Raw genomic sequence first — 17,653 nt, 5'->3', positions numbered from 1 at the left:
AGGGGCCGTAAGGGATTTTTTTGATTCCATGCAACTGAATGCCGAAGACTACGCAGCCATCTGGCTCACGCTCAAGCTCGCCAGTGTGACCACGGTGCTGCTCATGCTCATGTGTACACCGCTGGCATGGTGGCTAGCCCACACCCGCTCACGCTGGCGCGGGCCGATTGGGGCGGTTGTGGCGCTACCGCTGGTGCTACCGCCCACCGTCATCGGCTTTTATTTGCTCATCACCATGGGCCCCAACGGCCCCATCGGCAAATTCACGCAGGCCCTTGGCTTGGGCAACCTGCCCTTTACCTTTGCAGGCTTGGTGGTGGGCTCACTGATCTACTCCTTACCGTTTACCGTGCAGCCGCTACAACGCGCTTTTGAGACGCTGGGCACACGCCCCATGGAAGCCGCCGCCAGCTTGGGGGCCAGCCCGATAGATCGCTTTCTAACCGTGGCCGTTCCGCTGGCACGCCCCGGCTTTATTACCGCTGCCGTGCTGACCTTTGCTCACACCGTGGGCGAGTTTGGCGTGGTGCTCATGCTGGGCGGCAACATCCCCGGCGTGACGCGCGTGGTCTCGGTACAGATTTACGACCATGTGGAAGCCATGGAATACGGCCACGCCCACCTGCTGGCTGCGGGCATGGTGGTGTTCTCCTTCATGGTGCTGCTGGCGCTGAACTGGCTGCAACCCAAGGCAGAGCAACGCGCATGAGCACCTACCACTTCATCTCCGCGCAGCTCAAGCTGATACGTTCAGACTTTGCACTCGATGTCGATCTGCAACTGCCCGGCCACGGCGTCACCGCCTTATTTGGCCCATCGGGCTGTGGCAAGACCAGCTGCTTACGCAGTCTGGCGGGACTGGAGCGCGCACAGGGCCGGGTCTCTGTCAACGGCAATATTTGGCAGGACGATGCACGCAAACAATGGCTCCCCACCCATCAACGCGCACTGGGCTATGTGTTTCAGGAAGCGAGCTTGTTTGCGCATCTGTCCGTACAAAAGAACATTGACTACGGCCTCAAGCGCACGCCAGTCGAACGGCGCAAAGTCTCCCGCGATAGAGCGGTTGAACTGCTCGGCATTGCGCATTTGATGGACCGCATGCCATCCACGCTCTCAGGCGGCGAGCGCCAGCGTGTCGCCATTGCCCGCGCACTGGGCACCAGCCCTGAAGTGCTGCTGATGGACGAGCCCCTCGCCGCCCTTGATGCGCAGCGCAAGGCCGAGGTGCTGCCTTATCTGGAGCAGTTGCAGCGCCATTTGCAGATACCCGTGATCTACGTCAGTCACTCGCTCGATGAAGTAGCGCGCCTCGCTCAGCACATGGTGCTGCTGGATGCAGGCCGGGTGGTGGCGCAAGGTGCTGTGACCGATCTCCTGTCCCGCCTTGATTTGCCGCTGGCCCATGGCGATATTGCATCCAGCGTAGTCCACGCCACCGTGCAAAGCCACGATGCAGCCAACCACCTGAGCACGCTGACCTTTGATGGCGGGCTATTACAACTCGTTATGGCTCACCCCAAACCGGCGGGCAGCCAAGTGCAGCTGCGCGTGCAGGCCCGCGATGTGAGCCTGAGTCTTAGCAAGCCTTTAGGCAGCAGCATCCTCAACATCCTTGCCGCGCAGGTGCTGGGCCTGCGGCAAGACGGGCCGGGCCAAGTCATGGTGTCGCTGCAAGCGGGCAATACCCGGCTGCTGGCGCGCATCACCCAATATTCGGCTCATGCCTTGCAGCTGCAACCGGGCATGCCACTGTTTGCGCAAATCAAGGGCATGGCACTTTTAGATTGACCGCCCTGAGCGGCTGCGCACCTCGTTGGGCCCAGGGCCGTTTTGACCGTTCTTGCTCTTTGAAAACGACAGATCACTATCATCAGGCTATGACCGAATCCGCCTGCCCCCTGCCCGCCACCAAGCCTCTAGCAGCTCTGCAAAGCCATGCCGTGACGTTCTTCAACGCGCAGCAAGTAGAGCCGCAAGAACGCGTATTGGCGGCCGAGGTACCAATTGCGCTGGTGTTCAACGGCATATCGCATGCGGTGATGATGGGCTCGCCCGGCGATGTGCAAGACTTTGCGCTGGGCTTTGCACTGACCGAAGGCATCATCGAAAGCGCAGCCGACTGCTACAGCATTGAAGTCAGTCCAGTCAGCGCAGCGGCGGCCGGTCTGCCCGAAGGTATGGACGGCATTGAGGTGCAACTCGACATTGCATCGCGCTGCTTTGCGCGCTTGAAAGACAAGCGCCGCAGCATGACGGGGCGCACGGGTTGCGGCGTTTGCGGGGTGGAGAGTTTTGCCGCGCTTGATCTGTCATTTGACGCCCTGCCCGCGCATGACTGGCTAGAGAACGTCGATGCCGCCACCGTACTCAAAGCCATTGACGCTCTGCCCCCGCACCAAATTTTGAACGCCAAAGCCGGCGCCATTCACGCCGCTGGCTGGGCTACGCTCAGTGGCGAAATCACCGATGTGTTGGAAGACGTGGGCCGCCATAACGCGCTGGACAAGTTGATTGGCCGCCTCGCCCGCACCGGCAGACTTGGGGAGCCCGGTTTTGTGGTGCTATCAAGCCGCGGCAGCCATGAACTGGTGCGCAAATGCGCCAAGGTCGGCATTGCGGCGCTGGCCACTATTTCAGCACCTACCGTCATGGGCGTGCGCATGGCCGATCTAACAGGTTTGCGCTTTTGGGGGCTGTGCCGCCCGCCCAAGGCGGTGTTGTATGCCAACGGCGGCAAAGCTTGAGCAAGCGCGCAACTGCCCGCTAGCCTCTAGAATCACCGCATTGCGCTGCAAAACTTTGTAGCGCCCCTAGATCAGCCCCTGGATATACACCATGAACCGCTGCAAGACTGTCTCCCCCACTCGCCTCGCCTTGCTCAATCGCCGTCTGTTTGCCTCCATCGCTGTGGCTTGCATAGGCAGCGCCAGCTTGCTGGCTCAGGCCCAAGGCCTGCCATCGAATGATGCGCGCAACTTTCCGCCCACCGCGCAGTTTGGCGAGCTGACGATTACCAACTTCCCTGAAGTTGCGATCAACGGCGGCGCCATTCGCACCACGCCGGGCTTTCGCCTTTTCAGCCAAGAGCGCAGCGTCGTCTTTGCCCACAATTACGCGGGCCAAAAGATGCTGGTGGGCTATGTGATTGAGCCTCAGACCCAAGGCCTGCACACAGCGTGGATTTTGACGCCCGCCGAGATCGAAAAATACAAGCCCATTCAGCCACGCACCTTGCTGCAGCGCGTGTTTGGTAGCTGATTCGACGCCCTCTTCGCTATTGAGTTAGCCGCTATTAATTTTGAAGCTGCATGTCCTAGAAGTACATGCAGTTCAGGCCATTTAACTATTCAAACCTAGTAATAGCAGGCACTAGCCGCTATGACTTTGCGCTTGCAGCGAATACAGCTTTTGCAAGCCTTTTCCCTATAAGAGCGCCCCATGAGCAAAAAAGTCTTTATCAAAACCTTCGGCTGCCAGATGAACGAGTACGACTCGGACAAGATGGCCGACGTGCTTGGCGCTGCCCAAGGCTATGAATCCACCAACGACCCCGAGCAGGCCGACCTGATTTTGTTCAACACCTGCTCGGTGCGCGAAAAGGCGCAAGAGAAGGTGTTTAGCGATCTGGGTCGCTACAAGCACCTGAAAGAAAAAGGCGTGCTCATTGGCGTGGGCGGCTGTGTGGCTAGCCAAGAAGGCGAAGAAATCATCAAGCGCGCGCCTTATGTGGACGTGGTTTTTGGCCCCCAGACCCTGCACCGCCTGCCCGAGTTACTTAACGCCCGCGCAGCCAAGGCAAAGCCGCAAGTCGACATTTCTTTCCCCGAGATCGAGAAGTTTGACCACCTGCCGCCCGCCCGCGTAGATGGCGCGTCAGCCTTTGTCTCCATCATGGAAGGCTGCTCCAAGTACTGCAGCTACTGCGTGGTGCCTTACACCCGCGGTGAAGAAGTCAGTCGCCCGTTTGAAGACGTGTTGGTAGAAGTAGCCGGTCTGGCCGAGCAAGGCGTCAAAGAAATCACGCTGCTGGGCCAGAACGTCAACGCCTATCTGGGCAAGATGGGTGACACCAGCGAGATGTGCGACTTTGCGCTGCTACTGGAATATGTCTCTGAAATCCCTGGCATTGAGCGCATTCGCTACACCACCAGCCACCCTAACGAGTTCACACCTCGTCTGATCGAGGCCTATGCCAAGCTGCCAAAGCTGGTCAGCCACCTGCACCTGCCCGTGCAACATGGCTCGGACAAAATCTTGATGGCCATGAAGCGCGGCTACACCGCTATGGAATACAAGAGCACTGTGCGCAAACTGCGTGCCATTCGCCCGGATATGGCCATGAGCAGCGACTTCATCGTCGGCTTCCCCGGCGAGACGGAAGAAGACTTCCAAAAGATGATGAAGCTCATCCACGATGTGCGCTTTGATAACTCGTTCAGCTTCATCTTCAGCCCCCGCCCCGGCACGCCCGCCGCCAATCTGCATGACGACACCCCGCATGAAGTGAAGCTGCGCCGCCTGCAAGAGTTGCAAGCCGTCATTAACAACAACATCAAAGACATCAGCAACGAGCGCGTGGGCACCGTGCAACGCTTGCTGGTGGAAGGCGTGAGCAAGCGCGACGGCAGCGAGCTGATGGGCCGCACCGAGTGCAATCGCGTGGTCAACTTCCCCGGTAATGAACGCCTGATTGGCCAGATGGTGGATGTGAAGATCACCGAAGCCAAGGTTTACACCTTGCGCGCTGAAGTGCTGGTCAAGGACTGAGTGCCTTCCTAGCGCTCTGAGCGCTAACACCCTGCCTGCCCTGCCCTGCTCTGCAGAGGCAGGCTTTTTTCATGGTTTGCCATTCTGGTAACAAGAGGTGAAAGCCCCCAAAGATGAACGCCTGCGCTCTATCAGTCGTTAGGATGGAGAGCTGTTGAGGCGCGCTCAGCCTCGGATTGACATCTGGACACCATGAACCAAACTGCTGCACTGCAAGGCGACGCGCTCTACATTTTTCTGGATCAGGCACACGAGCTGCTCAACGATTACCACGATGAACAGCCCAGCCACATCACCCGCGAAGACCGCATTGCGGCGGCTGTGGAGCTGATGGAGCAGCAGACTTTTGCTCCGACCTCCGCACTGGAGCTGGAGCGGCTGCACGATTTCTGGCTTGCTCTGGGCAAACCTGAAAGCGCCAACCATCTGCTGCAGACCCATCGCCACCAGGTGCAGTTTGCCGAAGACAGCGCCGTAAGACTGGCGCTGAGCGATATCCAAAGTCGCATGGGTTTTGACAAGGCTTCTGCCATTGCCTTGCTGCTGCCTACGGCCCAAGCCATTTCCCAGCTCACAGATCATGAGGATGCCGACAGTTTCTGGTCTATCTGGCGCGACATGGTCCATGAGCTAAAGGCATGGGAAGTGGCCGCCATTGGCGTGGACATGCTGCGCGCACAGCAGCGTCAGAACTCGGACATGGCCGATGACAATGCCTATCTGGATGCCATGGCCTTCGTGCAAAAAGCCGAGCTGGCCCAGAAAAGCGGCAACGCATCGCAGACGACGCAACTGGTGCAAAGTGCTATCAGCACATTGCGGTACGCTCCAGCCGATCAGGAGGTCGATTTCGACCGCTGGATGACGCTGGCCGACGAAGTCCTGAGCGCGGCACCACAAAGTCTGCCATCGTTGCTGATGGCCTGTGAGCAGAGACTGGCCAGCACAGAGGTGAGCCCACCCTCTCAGGCCATCAAGACCCACCGCAAAGTACGCATCGTGCGCCTGCAGGCACAGGCCTGCGCACAAGCAGGGCAGCTCGAAGCGGCGCTGCAACTGGCACCGCAAGGCCACTTCGGGCTGACGGATGACCATGGTGACCCGTTCACCAGTCAGCAGCTGCAATGGCTGGTACAGGCAGGACGTCTGGACGACGCTGCCGACCTGGCCCTGGAAAGCGTGCTGCATGCCCGCCCCGTCTCGGCCGTCACCGCCTACCACCTCGCACGCGAGCGAATTGACACCGATCCTCAGCGCTCCATTACCTGGGCTCTGATTCTGGCCATGGGTGGCATCGACGAGGACATGCGCCAGTTGCTGGCGCAAGAGGATATGGCAGTCCACCCACCAGAGTTCTATATGAACATGGTGCGCGCAGCCCAGCCACAGCACCCGGTTCTGGCCGTCATCGAAGGCATGAAATGGGCTGAGAAGCGCAAGATGGAGCTGGCTTTGCCCTTGCTGGAGCAGTCCGTGGGCCAACACCCGGAGTTTGCCGACTCCGACAAGCTGCCCGCGCTGTGGGCGGCTCGTTTTGCCGCTCTGCCACTGGAAGAGGCACTTGCGCGCCCCTTCCCCGAGTCCCATGGCGGCCACTGGTGCTATGCCGCCGGCGTGGTTCTGGACGATGAAGACGACCTGGCCCCGCTGATGGGTGGCAAGAAAAAAGTTCCCTCCGACGAAGTACGCCTGCCACTGGTAGTGCGCTATTACGAGATGGGCTTGGCCCGCTTCGAGCAATTCTGGGCCACGGGCCAGGGTGCATACAAGGATGCGGACCTGCATGTGTACTCCATGCTGTGCAACAACCTGGCCATCAAATACCGCTTCGCCGAGCGCTATGACGATGCCGCAGTCCTGCACCGCAAAGGACTGGAAAGCAGCCCCTTTGCCGAGCACCAGGATGGACTGATGTGGTGTGCCATCCTCAAGGACGATGACAGCGAGATCGTGGCCGAGGCCGAGCGCCTGTGGCATTTTGTGCAGGACCACGGCTATGGTCGCCATGACCCGACTAGCTATTTCTCTACCGTCTCCATGTCGCTGTACAAACTGGATCGCGACGATGAAATCAGCATCTGGCTGGAGCGTTTGGACCAGTGGTTTGAAGAGCTGGATGAGGAAGATCAGGCCAGCGAGCGCCGCGACTACCTGGCGACGCTGATGTCCATGCTGGACTTCCAGTCCAGCACCCAGCCCGAGTTGGTGCTGCCGCGTTTGCGGGCCCATCAGGCTGAAGTCACCTCCTTGCGTGATTGCTATCCGCTGCGCCGCCTGGCTTGTGCTCTGGAGGCCTATCCGGAACTCCTCGAAGAATCGCTGGAGCTACACAAAAAAGCCCACAGCTTCCTCGACAAGGACGACGACGAAGACGAGCGCCGCATGTCCCGCGAAGGCATTGCCCGTGCGGAACGCAAGATTGGCGAGCGTGATGCTGAAGCCGGCAGCGCGTCCTCCGGTCGCAAAGCCTGGTGGAAATTCTGGTGAACCAGGCAAGCACTCCCACCGCCGCAGCCAGTGCCTACAAGGCACGTGACGTGGTCAACGCTCCAGCCATCAAGGAGCGCATCCAAACCCGCAGCGCCGCGCGTGGTGATGCTTCCGATGTAGCCGCCTGGATGGGCAATCACTTCTACCGCTATGTCATAGGCAATGTGCAGGCCGATGCGCCGGCCGTGTTGCGCATTACCGACGCCAAAGAATTGCAAGACTTGATGGGACGCAAAGAGCCACCCGCCTGGGCTCTGGAGCGGCTTGCCAAAAAAGGGGCGGGTATCAATCTGCCTGACCTTTGGTGGGTGGACCCAGACAGCTCGGCGGTTGCGACCCTGGAGAGTCGGTTGGTCGAATTCCTCTCTACCCGCAAAGGCACTTCACTGGAAGGTAAGTTGCAGCGCATCAACGCCCCCCAGGCGCTTGCACGCTGGACGCTGGAGCACCTTGCGTTTGAGAAAAAGCAAAGCAGCGGTCGCGTGGAGCACCATAAGGACGCCGTGCGTGGTCTGTTGCCCGGGCAGCACGGCATATTTTTCGAATTTGATAGCAAGAACCCCAATATGCGTCAGGAGATGGCTTATGAAAGCCAGATGATGGGGCATTGCGTGGGCCAGTTCGCTGACCGTAAAAATTTTCAAGGCGGCTACGGGGAGCACTACGCAGAAGGGCTGGAATCCGGACGGATGCGGCTGTTCAGTTATCGCACCGGCTCTGCCCAGCCCCGAATTACCGTCAACGCCTATGTGCAAAAAGATGGCAGCCTGAAAATCGAGCAGATCAAGGGCAAACAAAACCGCCCACCAATTGCCCGTTATGCCCCCGATGTGGTGGCACTGCTCAATCACCTGCCACTGAACGACACGGTTTCCGACGATGCCATTGCCATGGGCATTGTGCGCAGACCACCCCATGTTCTGGAGGCCCAACCCCATCTAGCAGCTTGGTGTGCCGTACAAGAGTTGCAGTCGGATTCGGAACAGCTGTGGCTGATGCAACAACACCCCGAGTTGCTGCCTCAACTGAACCTGCGCACCCCTTTGATGCAATGGATGGTGGCTGCACGCAAGGACTCCATCCCCCATGAAATCCTGGAGCGCATGCCCCAATCTGCCGCATTGAAAGAGACTCTGCGACTGGCTAAAATGCGTCCCGCCCGCAGCGGAGGCCGGGCATGAACGGCTGGACCTATGCCCTGATCACCTTCGCCGTGGTGTATTGGGTGTTTCGCGGCGGTTTCAAGCGTTTGAGTGCCGCCAAAGCCAGGGGCGACATGGTCAGCTACCAAGCGGGTAGCCCTGAGCGCAATTGGGCCTTGGCCCTCGCCCACCCTATGGCCTACCACGCCATGCAGGGCGGCTTTGCCTGCGATTTGAATGGTGCCGATGAGACCCTGGCCAAGCAATTGCGTCCCATGGTGTTGCACCACCTGGGACTGCGAACCGATCTGAATGACGATCAAATACGCCAGCAACTGCCGGACGCCATGCGCCAGCGCTGGTTCATGCTGGATTTACAGCGGCTTCAGCGCAGCGACGATCCGCAGGCGGCCATGGCTTTTGCCTGCGCCCGGGTGACGTTCTTTGTGCGCTGCGCAAGACTATTGAACTGGATCGAGGAGGAGCCTCATTGGCAGCTCCTCATGCTCAACGCACAACGCGCCCAGCAATGCTTTGGCAGCTGGCTGGATTTTGGGCAGGCTTATTCCAAGGGCCGTGCGCAGTGGGTGGCGCAAGGGCGCAGCGATCTGCGGGGCATCGCCTTCACCAGCGAAGAAGTCGCCCAATGGGTCACTGAAGACAAACACCCCTGGCATTGCATGAACTGGAATCTGCCGCTGGCAGCAGAGGCCGCTGACAGTGCGCCCCACGCAGTCAGCGCCGCCTGATCCATAAGCGTTCCGCCAGAGAGTCGCCTCCGAGAGCAGACAAGTCAGGCAAAAATACTGCGGGCTTCTGTGAAACGTTTGGAGAAATAGACGTTGTCCATGCGCACTCGCTGCACCGTCCCTCCACTGGAGGGCGCATGCACAAACTGGCCGTTGCCCACAAAGATCCCCATGTGGGAATAGCGCCCGCCCAGCGTGTTGAAGAACACAAAATCTCCCCGCGCCAGCTCGCGCCCATTCACCGGGTTGCTGGCCTGCGCCCATTGCGCCGTGGTGCGGGGCAAGCGGATTTCCGTAATTCCTTTAACGGCCCACTGAATGAGGCCACTGCAGTCAAAGCCGCCCTCTGGGGAGTTGCCCCCATAGGTGTAGCGCGTGTTGACTACCAGCATGGCGCGGGCCAGCAAAGACTCGCGCAAATCGCCATCCAGACTCAATGCCCCGGCCAAACGGGCGGGTGAGCTGCTTTGCGCTGCGGCTTTTGGCTTGTCTTTGGTGGTGGAGCAACCGGCTAGCAGCGCCAGCGCAGAGCCTGCGAGCAGGAATGCTTTACGGCGCTCGAGTAATTGAGGTGACGCGGCCTGCACGAAAGTCGAGTCTTTTAACTTCATAGGAAGGCATGTTCTCAGAAAGCAATCTTTGCATCCACCTTTGCTGAGTGTTTTTACAAAAAAATGAGCTGCCAGTCTTTGCAAATGAATGGTTTCAAGCAGTTTTACCGCTTAAACCAAGATTTGACTAAGACTAACAGCTCACTTTTTAAACTGGCGAAATCGGGAATCCCCGAAGCAAAGAGAGGGAGGGCGCAAAGCGCCTCAGGCGGTGATCCGCATCAGAAGGGCAGCTTTGGCATACCGCCACCGCCCATCATTCCCTTCATGGCTTTCATGCCGCCCATCTTCTTCATCATCTTCATCAGGCCGCCGCCCTTGAACTTTTTCATCATGGTTTGCATCTGCTCAAACTCTTTGAGCAGGCGGTTCACTTCTTGAACCTGCACACCAGCGCCATCAGCAATGCGCTTCTTGCGGGTGGCTTTGATGAGAGCGGGATGCTTGCGCTCTTTAAGCGTCATTGAGCAGATGATGCCTTCCTTGCGCTTGATTTCACGCTCGGCCTTGTCCATATCAACAGAGCCCGCCTTGCCCGCCAATTCGGCTGGCAATTTGTCCATCAGTTGGGACAGGCCGCCCATGGACTTCATCTGCTGCAGCTGCGCCAAGAAGTCGTTCAGATCAAAGCCGTCGCCGCTTTTGAGCTTCTCGGCCATCTTCTGCGCGGCTTCCATGTCCACGCCCTTGGTGACTTGCTCCACCAAGGCTACGATGTCACCCATGCCCAGCACGCGCTGTGCGTGGCGGTCGGCGTCAAAGACTTCCAGACCGTCGAGCTTTTCTGAGACACCGGCAAACTTGATGGGCGCACCCGTAATCTGGCGCACAGACAGCGCCGCACCGCCGCGCGAGTCACCGTCGAGCTTGGTCAGGACGATACCTGTGAGCGGCAGCGCTTCCTTAAAAGCCTTGGCGGTGTTGATCGCATCCTGACCCTGCATGGCATCGACCACGAACAGGGTTTCGACAGGCTTCAAGATGGCGTGCAAATCCTTGATTTCGGCCATCAGCAATTCGTCGATGGCCAAGCGGCCAGCCGTGTCCACCAGCAGCACATCGAAGTAATGCTTTTTGGCGTAGTCCAGCGCAGCAATGGCAATGTCGCGGGGCTTTTGATCGGGCGTGGACGGGAACCATTCGGCTCCGGCCTGTGCAGTCACGGTCTTGAGCTGCTCAATCGCCGCTGGGCGATACACGTCACCCGAGACAGTCAGCACTTTTTTCTTGCGCTTTTCAATCAAGTGCTTAGCCAGCTTGCCCGTGGTGGTGGTCTTACCCGCACCTTGCAGACCGGCCATCAAAATAATGGCGGGTGGCTGGGCGTTGAGGTTGATGTCCGCAACACCCTCACCCATCGTGGCCGACAGTTCTTTATTGACGATAGAGACCAGCACTTGACCGGGCTGCAACGAGCTGATGACTTCTTGCCCCAGCGCTTTTTCTTTGACGCGGGCAATGAAGTCTCGCACCACGGGCAGGGCCACGTCAGCCTCAAGCAAAGCCATGCGCACTTCGCGCAGCATGTCCTGTACGTTGGACTCGGTAATGCGGGCCTGGCCACGCATCTCCTTGACGAGGCGCGAGAGTTTATCGGTCAGTGCGGAGGCCATAGACAAAAAGCATTCGAAAGTTGTGGACAGACAAGAAACAGAGCGCAAGCCAGCGTATGCCAGCCGCCACACCGCTTGCAAACATTGCCGGGCCGTCCATCACCGAGACAAGGCAAAGCTGTGTGAATAGTGCATTTTACCTGCACCCCTTCTATAGAGGAGCTTGGTGCCTGTTTAAGCTGGCGGGAAAGAGGCTCTGACACCTGCACATTCATCAATTCGCAAGGCTCGCAGGGTTCAGGCCTGCTTGTTATTAAGTGCTACAGAGGTAACATCAACCCAATCACTTTGCTTCAGGAGTTGCCGCTTGACCACTGGCACCTTCTATTCCCAAGGCGCGTCATGTCTGATCAGTTGCTGTACCGTCAATTCCTCGATCACTTCGCCGATGCATTCTTTTTGCACGACGACTGCGGCCAGTTGCTCGATGTCAACATGCAAGCCTGCGAAAACCTAGGCTACAGCCGTGATGAGCTACTAGCGCTGAAGGTACGTCACTTCTCAGAAGGTCATAACGACGCCGCACTGCTCGCACTCTGGAAATCCGTAGAGCCTGGCTTCAACACCGTCGTAGAAGACCGCCACGTTCGCAAGAACGGAACGCTTTACCCCGTTGAGGTCAAAATTTCCTGCCAATTAGTGGAAGGGCGAAAACTCTTTTACGCCATGGCCCGAGATATCTCTGAGCGTGTGCAGCGAGAAGCTGAAATCCGCAAGCTCAACACCGAGCTGGAGCAGCGCTGGAAAGACTCTAGCCGGCTGCTGAACTCTGTCATGCGCGGCACCTCAGACATTGTTTTTGTCAAAGACCTCAATGGTCGCTACCTTTTCTCCAACCCGGCGTCCGACAAGATGGCGGGAGTGCCGGAAGGAGCCATGATCGGCAAAACGGACCAAGACATTTGGGGTGGCAACAATAACTTTGCCAGCGATGACGCTCAAGCAATCCAGAGTGATCAGCCCATCATTTCCGAGTCCTACTTGCAAAAAGATGGTCTGAGATGTCTGTTTCAATCCATCAAAAGCCCCTACCGAAACGAAAACGGCGACGTCATTGGCCTGCTGGGAATTGCACGAGACATAACGTCCTTGCGCGCGACTGAAAAAGACATGCGCACCAGCAACCATTTTTTACGCCGGGCCGAGCGGCTGTCGCGCATTGGTAGCTGGAGACTGGATCTGAAAACCGGCGAGTTTTGGGCATCAGAGATGATGTATGAGATGAATGGTGCGGATCCTCGCGGCGCTCAGTTGACCCCTGATGATCTGCGCCGCCTGATGCCCCCCGAAGATCACGCCCGCGTAACGGCTGCCATCAACCTCTGCGCCCAGACGGGACAAGGCTATGCGCTGGACGTGACTCACACCAACCCTGTACGCGGCAGCTTTCCCGCCTCTATTCTTGGGCAAGCTGATCGTGATGATGAAGGCAACATCATCGGCATCAGCGGTGTGGTGCAAGACCTCACTGAGCGCGAAGCGGCCAAACAGCGGCTTGAAGCCGTGGCAGACAACCTGCCCAACGGTGCCATCTTTCGCCTTCAAAGTGACGATGCATCGCCGCGTATGACATACATCAGCGCAGGCATAGAAAAGCTCATCGGCATTAAGGCATCTGTTCTGACTGCCAGCCAGCAGCTGTATCTGGATCGCATTCACCCCAGTGATGTCACGCAATACAAGCTCTTGATGGAAGATGCACAGCAGCAGAAAAAGGTGTTTGACCACAGCTTTCGCATCATCCGCCCCAATGGCGTAATGCGCTGGTTGCGCTGCCGCTGTGCCCCCCAGCAGACGGAAACAGGCATCGTCTGGGACGGTATTTTGTTAGACATCTCGCGCGAGCGCGAAGCCGAGATCGCTTTGCAACAAGCCAAAGAAGCTGCCGAGACGGCAGAGCGCACCAAGTCCGAGTTTCTGGCCACCATGAGCCATGAAATCCGCACCCCGATGAATACGGTCATTGGCATGACGCGTCTGGTGCAGCAAACCCCGCTATCGCCCAAGCAACGTAACTATTTAGATAAGGTAGAGCTGTCTGCCAACGCGCTGCTGTCCATCATCAATGACATCTTGGACTATTCCAAAATCGAAGCGGGCATGCTGGAGCTTGAGAGTGTGGAGTTTGCGCTGGACGATATTTTGGAAACCGTCTCCGCCGTCACCATGCTGCAAGCCGAGGAAAAAGGGCTGGAGGTGGCGTATTCCGTATCACCAGAAGTGCCGCGGCATTTGCGCGGCGACCCTTTGCGCCTGAGCCAGGTTCTCAACAATCTGGTGAGCAATGCCATCAAATTCACCCATCAGGGCGAAGTGGTCGTATCGATTGAAAAAGAGCGCCCCGCTATTGCACGCGCCAGCACGGATGTGGACGAGGTACAAACCCTTTTAATCACGGTGCGCGATACCGGAATTGGCATGAATCAGGCGCAAATTCAGCAGCTGTTTCGCCCTTTCTCACAGGCTGACAGCCAAACCACACGCCGCTACGGTGGCACCGGACTGGGCTTGGCCATTTGCAACCGTTTAGTGCAGTTAATGGGTGGCCGTTTTGATGTTTTCAGCGCTCCGGGGCGCGGCAGCACCTTTCGCTTTGCGGTGCAGATGCTGGCCACCAGCCATCCCACCAAGCGCCCACAAATCTACCCTGTGGGTCAAGCAAATAGAGTGCTGATCGTGGATGACAACGCCAGCGCACGCGACATTCTCGCCAGCATGGTGCGCGGCTTTGGCATGCGCACCGATGCTGTCGACAGCGGCGACAAAGCACTGGCCGCGCTGCACCATGCGGTGGGCAGCGGCTCGCCCTATGACTTGGTGCTGATGGATTGGCGCATGCCCGGCATGGATGGCCTTGAGGTCGCACGGCGCATTCGCGAGGTAGAGCATTTGGCGACCATTCCAGCCGTGCTGATGGTCACCGCCTACGGCCGCGATGAGGTGCAAAGACAGGCCGAGCAACTAGGACTGCAAGGCCTGCTAACCAAGCCCGTCACAGAGTCTGTGCTGTTCAACTCCATTTTGGAAATTTTGCAAGTACACAGCCCAAGCCATCAAGCCGCTGCAGTGCCGAGCACTGCAGACATCTCCCTCAGCAGGCGCTACCCAGAACTCAAAGGCAAGCGCGTACTCGTCGTCGATGACAATGCTTTAAACCGCGAGGTAGCCGCAGATTTTCTGGAGCTAATGGGCATTCAAGTAGAGATGGCTACGGACGGCGTGCAGGCACTGAAAGTGTTAGAAAAGCAATCATTTGATCTGGTTTTGATGGACGTGCACATGCCCAATATGGATGGCATGCAAGCGACACAGGCCATTCGCCAACAGCCTGCTCTGAGAGGCCTGCCAGTGATTGCGCTGACAGCACAGGCCCGCACGGAAGACCGTGATGCGATTGAAAAATCCGGCATGAATGCACATCTGAGCAAACCCATTGACGACAAGCTGCTCTACGAAACGCTGTGTCAATGGATGGCGCCTCATGCATCTGCTACTCATCACGCTGCATCTCCACTACCTGCCTCACAAGCCCAATCACCGCAAACCAGCCCAGCGTTCGATCTCTCGCAAATGCAGCAGCGCTTTCGCGGCAATAGCAATCTGATCAGCCGCGTGCTCAATGGCTTTGTGCGGGACTTTGCCGCAGCCCCAGCCAAGCTACAGGAGTACCTGTCACAAAGTCGCTGGCAAGATTTGGGAATGTTGGCTCACACCCTCAAAGGCTCTCTCGGTTATCTAGGCACTCCCGCCTTGACAGAGCAAGCCACCCTGATTGAGTTTGCCTGCCGCACACCGCAACACATGGTGAACCTGACACCTGAGTCACACCAGCATCTGCAGCAGCACGTGCCTATCTTTGCTGAACAGCTGGCTCAGTTACTCAAGCAGTTGCAGCAAGCCGCTGCAGATCCAAGCGCCTCAGCGACGCAAACGCCTGCGGCCTCTAACAGCGGCCTTGCCGCAGCCAAAGTCATCATTGAAGAGTTGCGTCAACTAATTACTGATGGCAACTACGCCGCCATGGATGGCTTTGAGCGCCTGCAGCGCCAGCTCGATCAACGCAAGCATGGCGTACAGCTGCAGCGCATTCGCAGAAACATCGAAGACCTTGAGGCGGATGCCGCTTTGCAAGACCTTGACCTGCTCAAGCAACAATTACATCAAACTACTGCGTGACTCTGCGCACTTGTCCCTTTATCAGTAAAGCACCGCCTATGTTGGAAGAACAGGAACAAGAACTGCCCACGCTGCTCATCGTGGATGATGAGCGCGTCAACCGCACCATGCTAGCGGAGCTTTTGGGACTGCAATACCGGGTGCTTTTAGCCAAGGATGGCCACAGCGCTCTGACCATTGCCAGCCGTGAGGCCCACCGGCTCATGCTTATTTTGCTCGACGTCAGCATGCCGGGCATGGATGGCTACGAGGTTCTAGCCCAGCTGCGCAGCAATGAGGCCACGGCCGGGATTGCCATTATTTTCATCACCGGGCAAAGCGATGCCGCCGCCGAGGAATACGGCCTGCGCCTTGGTGCGGCCGACTATGTCTCAAAGCCTATCCGCCCAGCCGTGGTGAGTGTGCGCGTACGCAACCAGATACAGATGGCCCAGCAACGACGCGCGCTTGAGCGCCTAGCCCATGTTGATGGACTGACCAGCCTCTCCAATCGCCGCCACTTTGATGACATGCTGCAACGTACCAGCCGCCGCTGTATGCGGACTGGGGAGATGCTGGGGCTGGCGCTGATCGACATTGACCATTTCAAGCAGTACAACGACCACTACGGCCATTTACAAGGAGATGAAGCTCTCAAATCTGTAGCATCAACGCTGGCGCGCCATGCCAGGCGCTCCTTCGATATTGCAGCGCGCTTTGGCGGCGAAGAGTTTGCGCTCATCCTCCCCGGCAATACAGAGCCACAGTCACTGGTAGAGCAGTTTCGCGCAAGTGTGGCCGAGCTGGGTATCGCACATAGCGCATCTGGCACGGCAAAGCATCTGACGGTGAGCTGCGGGGTGCTGACCATTGCACAACCAAGCCCTGAGAGCTTTGAGCAATGGCTGCAAAAAGTCGACGAACTGCTTTATAAGGCAAAGTCTGAAGGTCGCAATCAAGTTCAGTCGGCGCTTTATACGCACAATTGACTCTTTCGCACTCATCCATCAAAAGATGAGTGCCGGCCAGCCGCACTATCATTGAAAGCATGCTCTCCCAAATGCTCACCGTAGCCAGCCCCATGGCTTGGATTTTGGCCATTGCGGCAGCCTTGGCCTACGCCATTCCCGCTCTTGCCACCAAAAGCCTGCAAGAAAAAGGCGCACGTCACAGCCTGCTTCTGGCCTGGGGCTTGCACGCCCTATTTTTAGGCTGGGGCCTTCTAGGCGGTTTTCCGCGCTTCGGGTTCGCGCCTGCACTCTCCATCACCGCATGGCTGGTGCTGACTGTTTATGTGGTCGAGCAGCAGTTGTATCCTCAACTCAGCTCGCGCTGGCCGCTGTCCATCATGGGCAGCATGGCTGTTTTGCTAGCCGCCGTCTTTCCTGGCTCACCTTTGCATGTCGATGCCTCGCCTTGGCTGCCTTTGCACCTGGCTCTTGGTATTGCTTCTTACGGGCTTTTTGCTGCAGCCGTTGTGCACGGTGCACTCATGAGTCATGCCGAAAGGCAAATGCGCCAAGGTGCAGACCATGACGGTGGTCTGCCCCTGCTCACTTTAGAGCGCCTGACCTTTCGCTTTGTAGCCGCAGGCTTTATTTTGTTGACGGCTACTTTGGCAGCCGGCTGGTTTTTTGGTGAGCAGCTTTACGGCAAAAGCTGGGTGTGGAATCACAAAGCAGTTTTCTCACTACTGTCTTGGGTAACTTTTGCAGTCTTGCTATTTGGCCGCAACCGCTTTGGCTGGCGCGGGCACAGCGCAGTGCGCGTTCTCTATATTGGCGCCATCTTTTTATTATTAGCCTATGCAGGTTCGCGCTTTGTCGCAGAAGTTCTGCTGGAGCGCGCTGCATGAAGTACCTACTCGTCTTGCTGGTCATCGTGGTGGCCTTCGGCATTTGGCGCAACAAACGACGCGCCGAAGTGGCTGAGCGCAAAGCGGCAACCCCCACGCCAACCCCAACCCTTCAGCAGCCCCAAAACATGGTGGAGTGCGCCCATTGCGGCCTGCACCTGCCTCAGGCTGACGCCGTGACCAAGACCACCTCTGGTCACGATAGCCTGCACTACTGCAGCGCAGAGCACCGCCGTTTAGGGCCGCAAAACACAGGCGATCACTAAGC

General features: G+C 57.9%; 14 protein-coding genes. 12 read left to right on the top strand and 2 right to left on the bottom strand.

The features are described from left to right. Positions 1-28: 28 nt before the first annotated feature. The 8 genes from modB (at position 29) to KUF54_RS15580 (ending at position 9,151) form a co-directional block, all read left to right on the top strand. Positions 29-709 (top strand): molybdate ABC transporter permease subunit, encoded by a 681-nt coding sequence (modB, locus tag KUF54_RS15615; RefSeq protein WP_219343676.1) that lies wholly within the window; start codon positions 29-31, stop codon positions 707-709. Next, positions 706-1,791: a molybdenum ABC transporter ATP-binding protein gene (gene modC / locus KUF54_RS15610; protein WP_219343675.1), complete on the top strand. Its 1,086-nt coding sequence runs from the start codon at positions 706-708 to the stop codon at positions 1,789-1,791. The genes modB and modC overlap by 4 nt, the downstream gene beginning before the upstream one ends. Positions 1,792-1,880: 89 nt before the next feature. Then, positions 1,881-2,747, top strand: coding sequence for a formate dehydrogenase accessory sulfurtransferase FdhD (fdhD, locus tag KUF54_RS15605; RefSeq protein WP_219343674.1), 867 nt, complete (start codon positions 1,881-1,883; stop codon positions 2,745-2,747). Between the two features lie 91 nt (positions 2,748-2,838). Continuing rightward, entirely contained in the window at positions 2,839-3,261 is a 423-nt protein-coding gene (locus tag KUF54_RS15600; RefSeq protein ID WP_219343673.1) for a hypothetical protein, read from the top strand. Between the two features lie 180 nt (positions 3,262-3,441). Next, positions 3,442-4,770, top strand: coding sequence for a tRNA (N6-isopentenyl adenosine(37)-C2)-methylthiotransferase MiaB (gene miaB, locus KUF54_RS15595; protein ID WP_219343672.1), 1,329 nt, complete (start codon positions 3,442-3,444; stop codon positions 4,768-4,770). 192 nt (positions 4,771-4,962) lie between these two features. After that, the gene (locus tag KUF54_RS15590) at positions 4,963-7,257 is read left to right on the top strand and encodes a hypothetical protein (RefSeq protein ID WP_219343671.1); all 2,295 of its coding nucleotides are present in this window, start codon (positions 4,963-4,965) and stop codon (positions 7,255-7,257) included. After that, complete coding sequence (locus KUF54_RS15585; protein WP_219346435.1) at positions 7,239-8,441, top strand: hypothetical protein; 1,203 nt, start codon at positions 7,239-7,241, stop codon at positions 8,439-8,441. The genes KUF54_RS15590 and KUF54_RS15585 overlap by 19 nt, the downstream gene beginning before the upstream one ends. After that, complete coding sequence (locus KUF54_RS15580; RefSeq protein ID WP_219343670.1) at positions 8,438-9,151, top strand: DUF1266 domain-containing protein; 714 nt, start codon at positions 8,438-8,440, stop codon at positions 9,149-9,151. Before KUF54_RS15585 ends, KUF54_RS15580 begins: the two co-directional genes overlap by 4 nt. 44 nt (positions 9,152-9,195) lie before the next feature. Here KUF54_RS15580 and KUF54_RS15575 read toward each other — a convergent pair whose 3' ends face one another. Next, a complete protein-coding gene (locus tag KUF54_RS15575) occupies positions 9,196-9,762 on the bottom strand; it encodes a C40 family peptidase (protein ID WP_219343669.1) in 567 nt (188 codons plus the stop codon). Positions 9,763-9,983: 221 nt separating this feature from the next. After that, the gene (ffh, locus tag KUF54_RS15570; RefSeq protein ID WP_219343668.1) at positions 9,984-11,375 is read right to left on the bottom strand and encodes a signal recognition particle protein; all 1,392 of its coding nucleotides are present in this window, start codon (positions 11,373-11,375) and stop codon (positions 9,984-9,986) included. 342 nt (positions 11,376-11,717) lie between these two features. Between ffh and KUF54_RS15565 the strand changes: the two genes are divergently transcribed. The 4 genes from KUF54_RS15565 to KUF54_RS15550 are packed head-to-tail and all read left to right on the top strand — an operon-like array spanning position 11,718 to position 17,651. After that, a complete protein-coding gene (locus KUF54_RS15565) occupies positions 11,718-15,551 on the top strand; it encodes a response regulator (RefSeq protein ID WP_219343667.1) in 3,834 nt (1,277 codons plus the stop codon). Between the two features lie 38 nt (positions 15,552-15,589). Beyond that, on the top strand, positions 15,590-16,519 hold the full coding sequence (locus KUF54_RS15560; RefSeq protein WP_219343666.1) for a diguanylate cyclase domain-containing protein: 930 nt from the start codon (positions 15,590-15,592) through the stop codon (positions 16,517-16,519). A gap of 59 nt (positions 16,520-16,578) precedes the next feature. Further along, positions 16,579-17,385, top strand: a complete 807-nt coding sequence (locus KUF54_RS15555) for an inner membrane protein YpjD (RefSeq protein ID WP_219343665.1) — start codon at positions 16,579-16,581, stop codon at positions 17,383-17,385. Further along, positions 17,382-17,651: a PP0621 family protein gene (locus tag KUF54_RS15550; RefSeq protein WP_219343664.1), complete on the top strand. Its 270-nt coding sequence runs from the start codon at positions 17,382-17,384 to the stop codon at positions 17,649-17,651. Before KUF54_RS15555 ends, KUF54_RS15550 begins: the two co-directional genes overlap by 4 nt. Positions 17,652-17,653 lie beyond the last annotated feature (2 nt).

The sequence above is a fragment of the Comamonas sp. Y33R10-2 genome (assembly GCF_019355935.1).
Classification (GTDB): Bacteria; Pseudomonadota; Gammaproteobacteria; order Burkholderiales; family Burkholderiaceae_C; genus Comamonas.
This window is presented reverse-complemented; position numbering and strand designations above follow the sequence as displayed.

Coding starts and splice junctions, on each gene's coding strand:
- KUF54_RS15550 (WP_219343664.1), top strand. CDS start 17,382: ATGAAGTACCTACTCGTCTTGCTGGTCATCGTGGTGGCCTTCGGCATT.
- KUF54_RS15560 (WP_219343666.1), top strand. CDS start 15,590: ATGTTGGAAGAACAGGAACAAGAACTGCCCACGCTGCTCATCGTGGAT.
- KUF54_RS15575 (WP_219343669.1), bottom strand. CDS start 9,762: ATGAAGTTAAAAGACTCGACTTTCGTGCAGGCCGCGTCACCTCAATTA.
- KUF54_RS15565 (WP_219343667.1), top strand. CDS start 11,718: ATGTCTGATCAGTTGCTGTACCGTCAATTCCTCGATCACTTCGCCGAT.
- KUF54_RS15590 (WP_219343671.1), top strand. CDS start 4,963: ATGAACCAAACTGCTGCACTGCAAGGCGACGCGCTCTACATTTTTCTG.
- modB (WP_219343676.1), top strand. CDS start 29: ATGCAACTGAATGCCGAAGACTACGCAGCCATCTGGCTCACGCTCAAG.
- KUF54_RS15580 (WP_219343670.1), top strand. CDS start 8,438: ATGAACGGCTGGACCTATGCCCTGATCACCTTCGCCGTGGTGTATTGG.
- KUF54_RS15600 (WP_219343673.1), top strand. CDS start 2,839: ATGAACCGCTGCAAGACTGTCTCCCCCACTCGCCTCGCCTTGCTCAAT.
- miaB (WP_219343672.1), top strand. CDS start 3,442: ATGAGCAAAAAAGTCTTTATCAAAACCTTCGGCTGCCAGATGAACGAG.
- fdhD (WP_219343674.1), top strand. CDS start 1,881: ATGACCGAATCCGCCTGCCCCCTGCCCGCCACCAAGCCTCTAGCAGCT.
- KUF54_RS15555 (WP_219343665.1), top strand. CDS start 16,579: ATGCTCTCCCAAATGCTCACCGTAGCCAGCCCCATGGCTTGGATTTTG.
- modC (WP_219343675.1), top strand. CDS start 706: ATGAGCACCTACCACTTCATCTCCGCGCAGCTCAAGCTGATACGTTCA.
- ffh (WP_219343668.1), bottom strand. CDS start 11,375: ATGGCCTCCGCACTGACCGATAAACTCTCGCGCCTCGTCAAGGAGATG.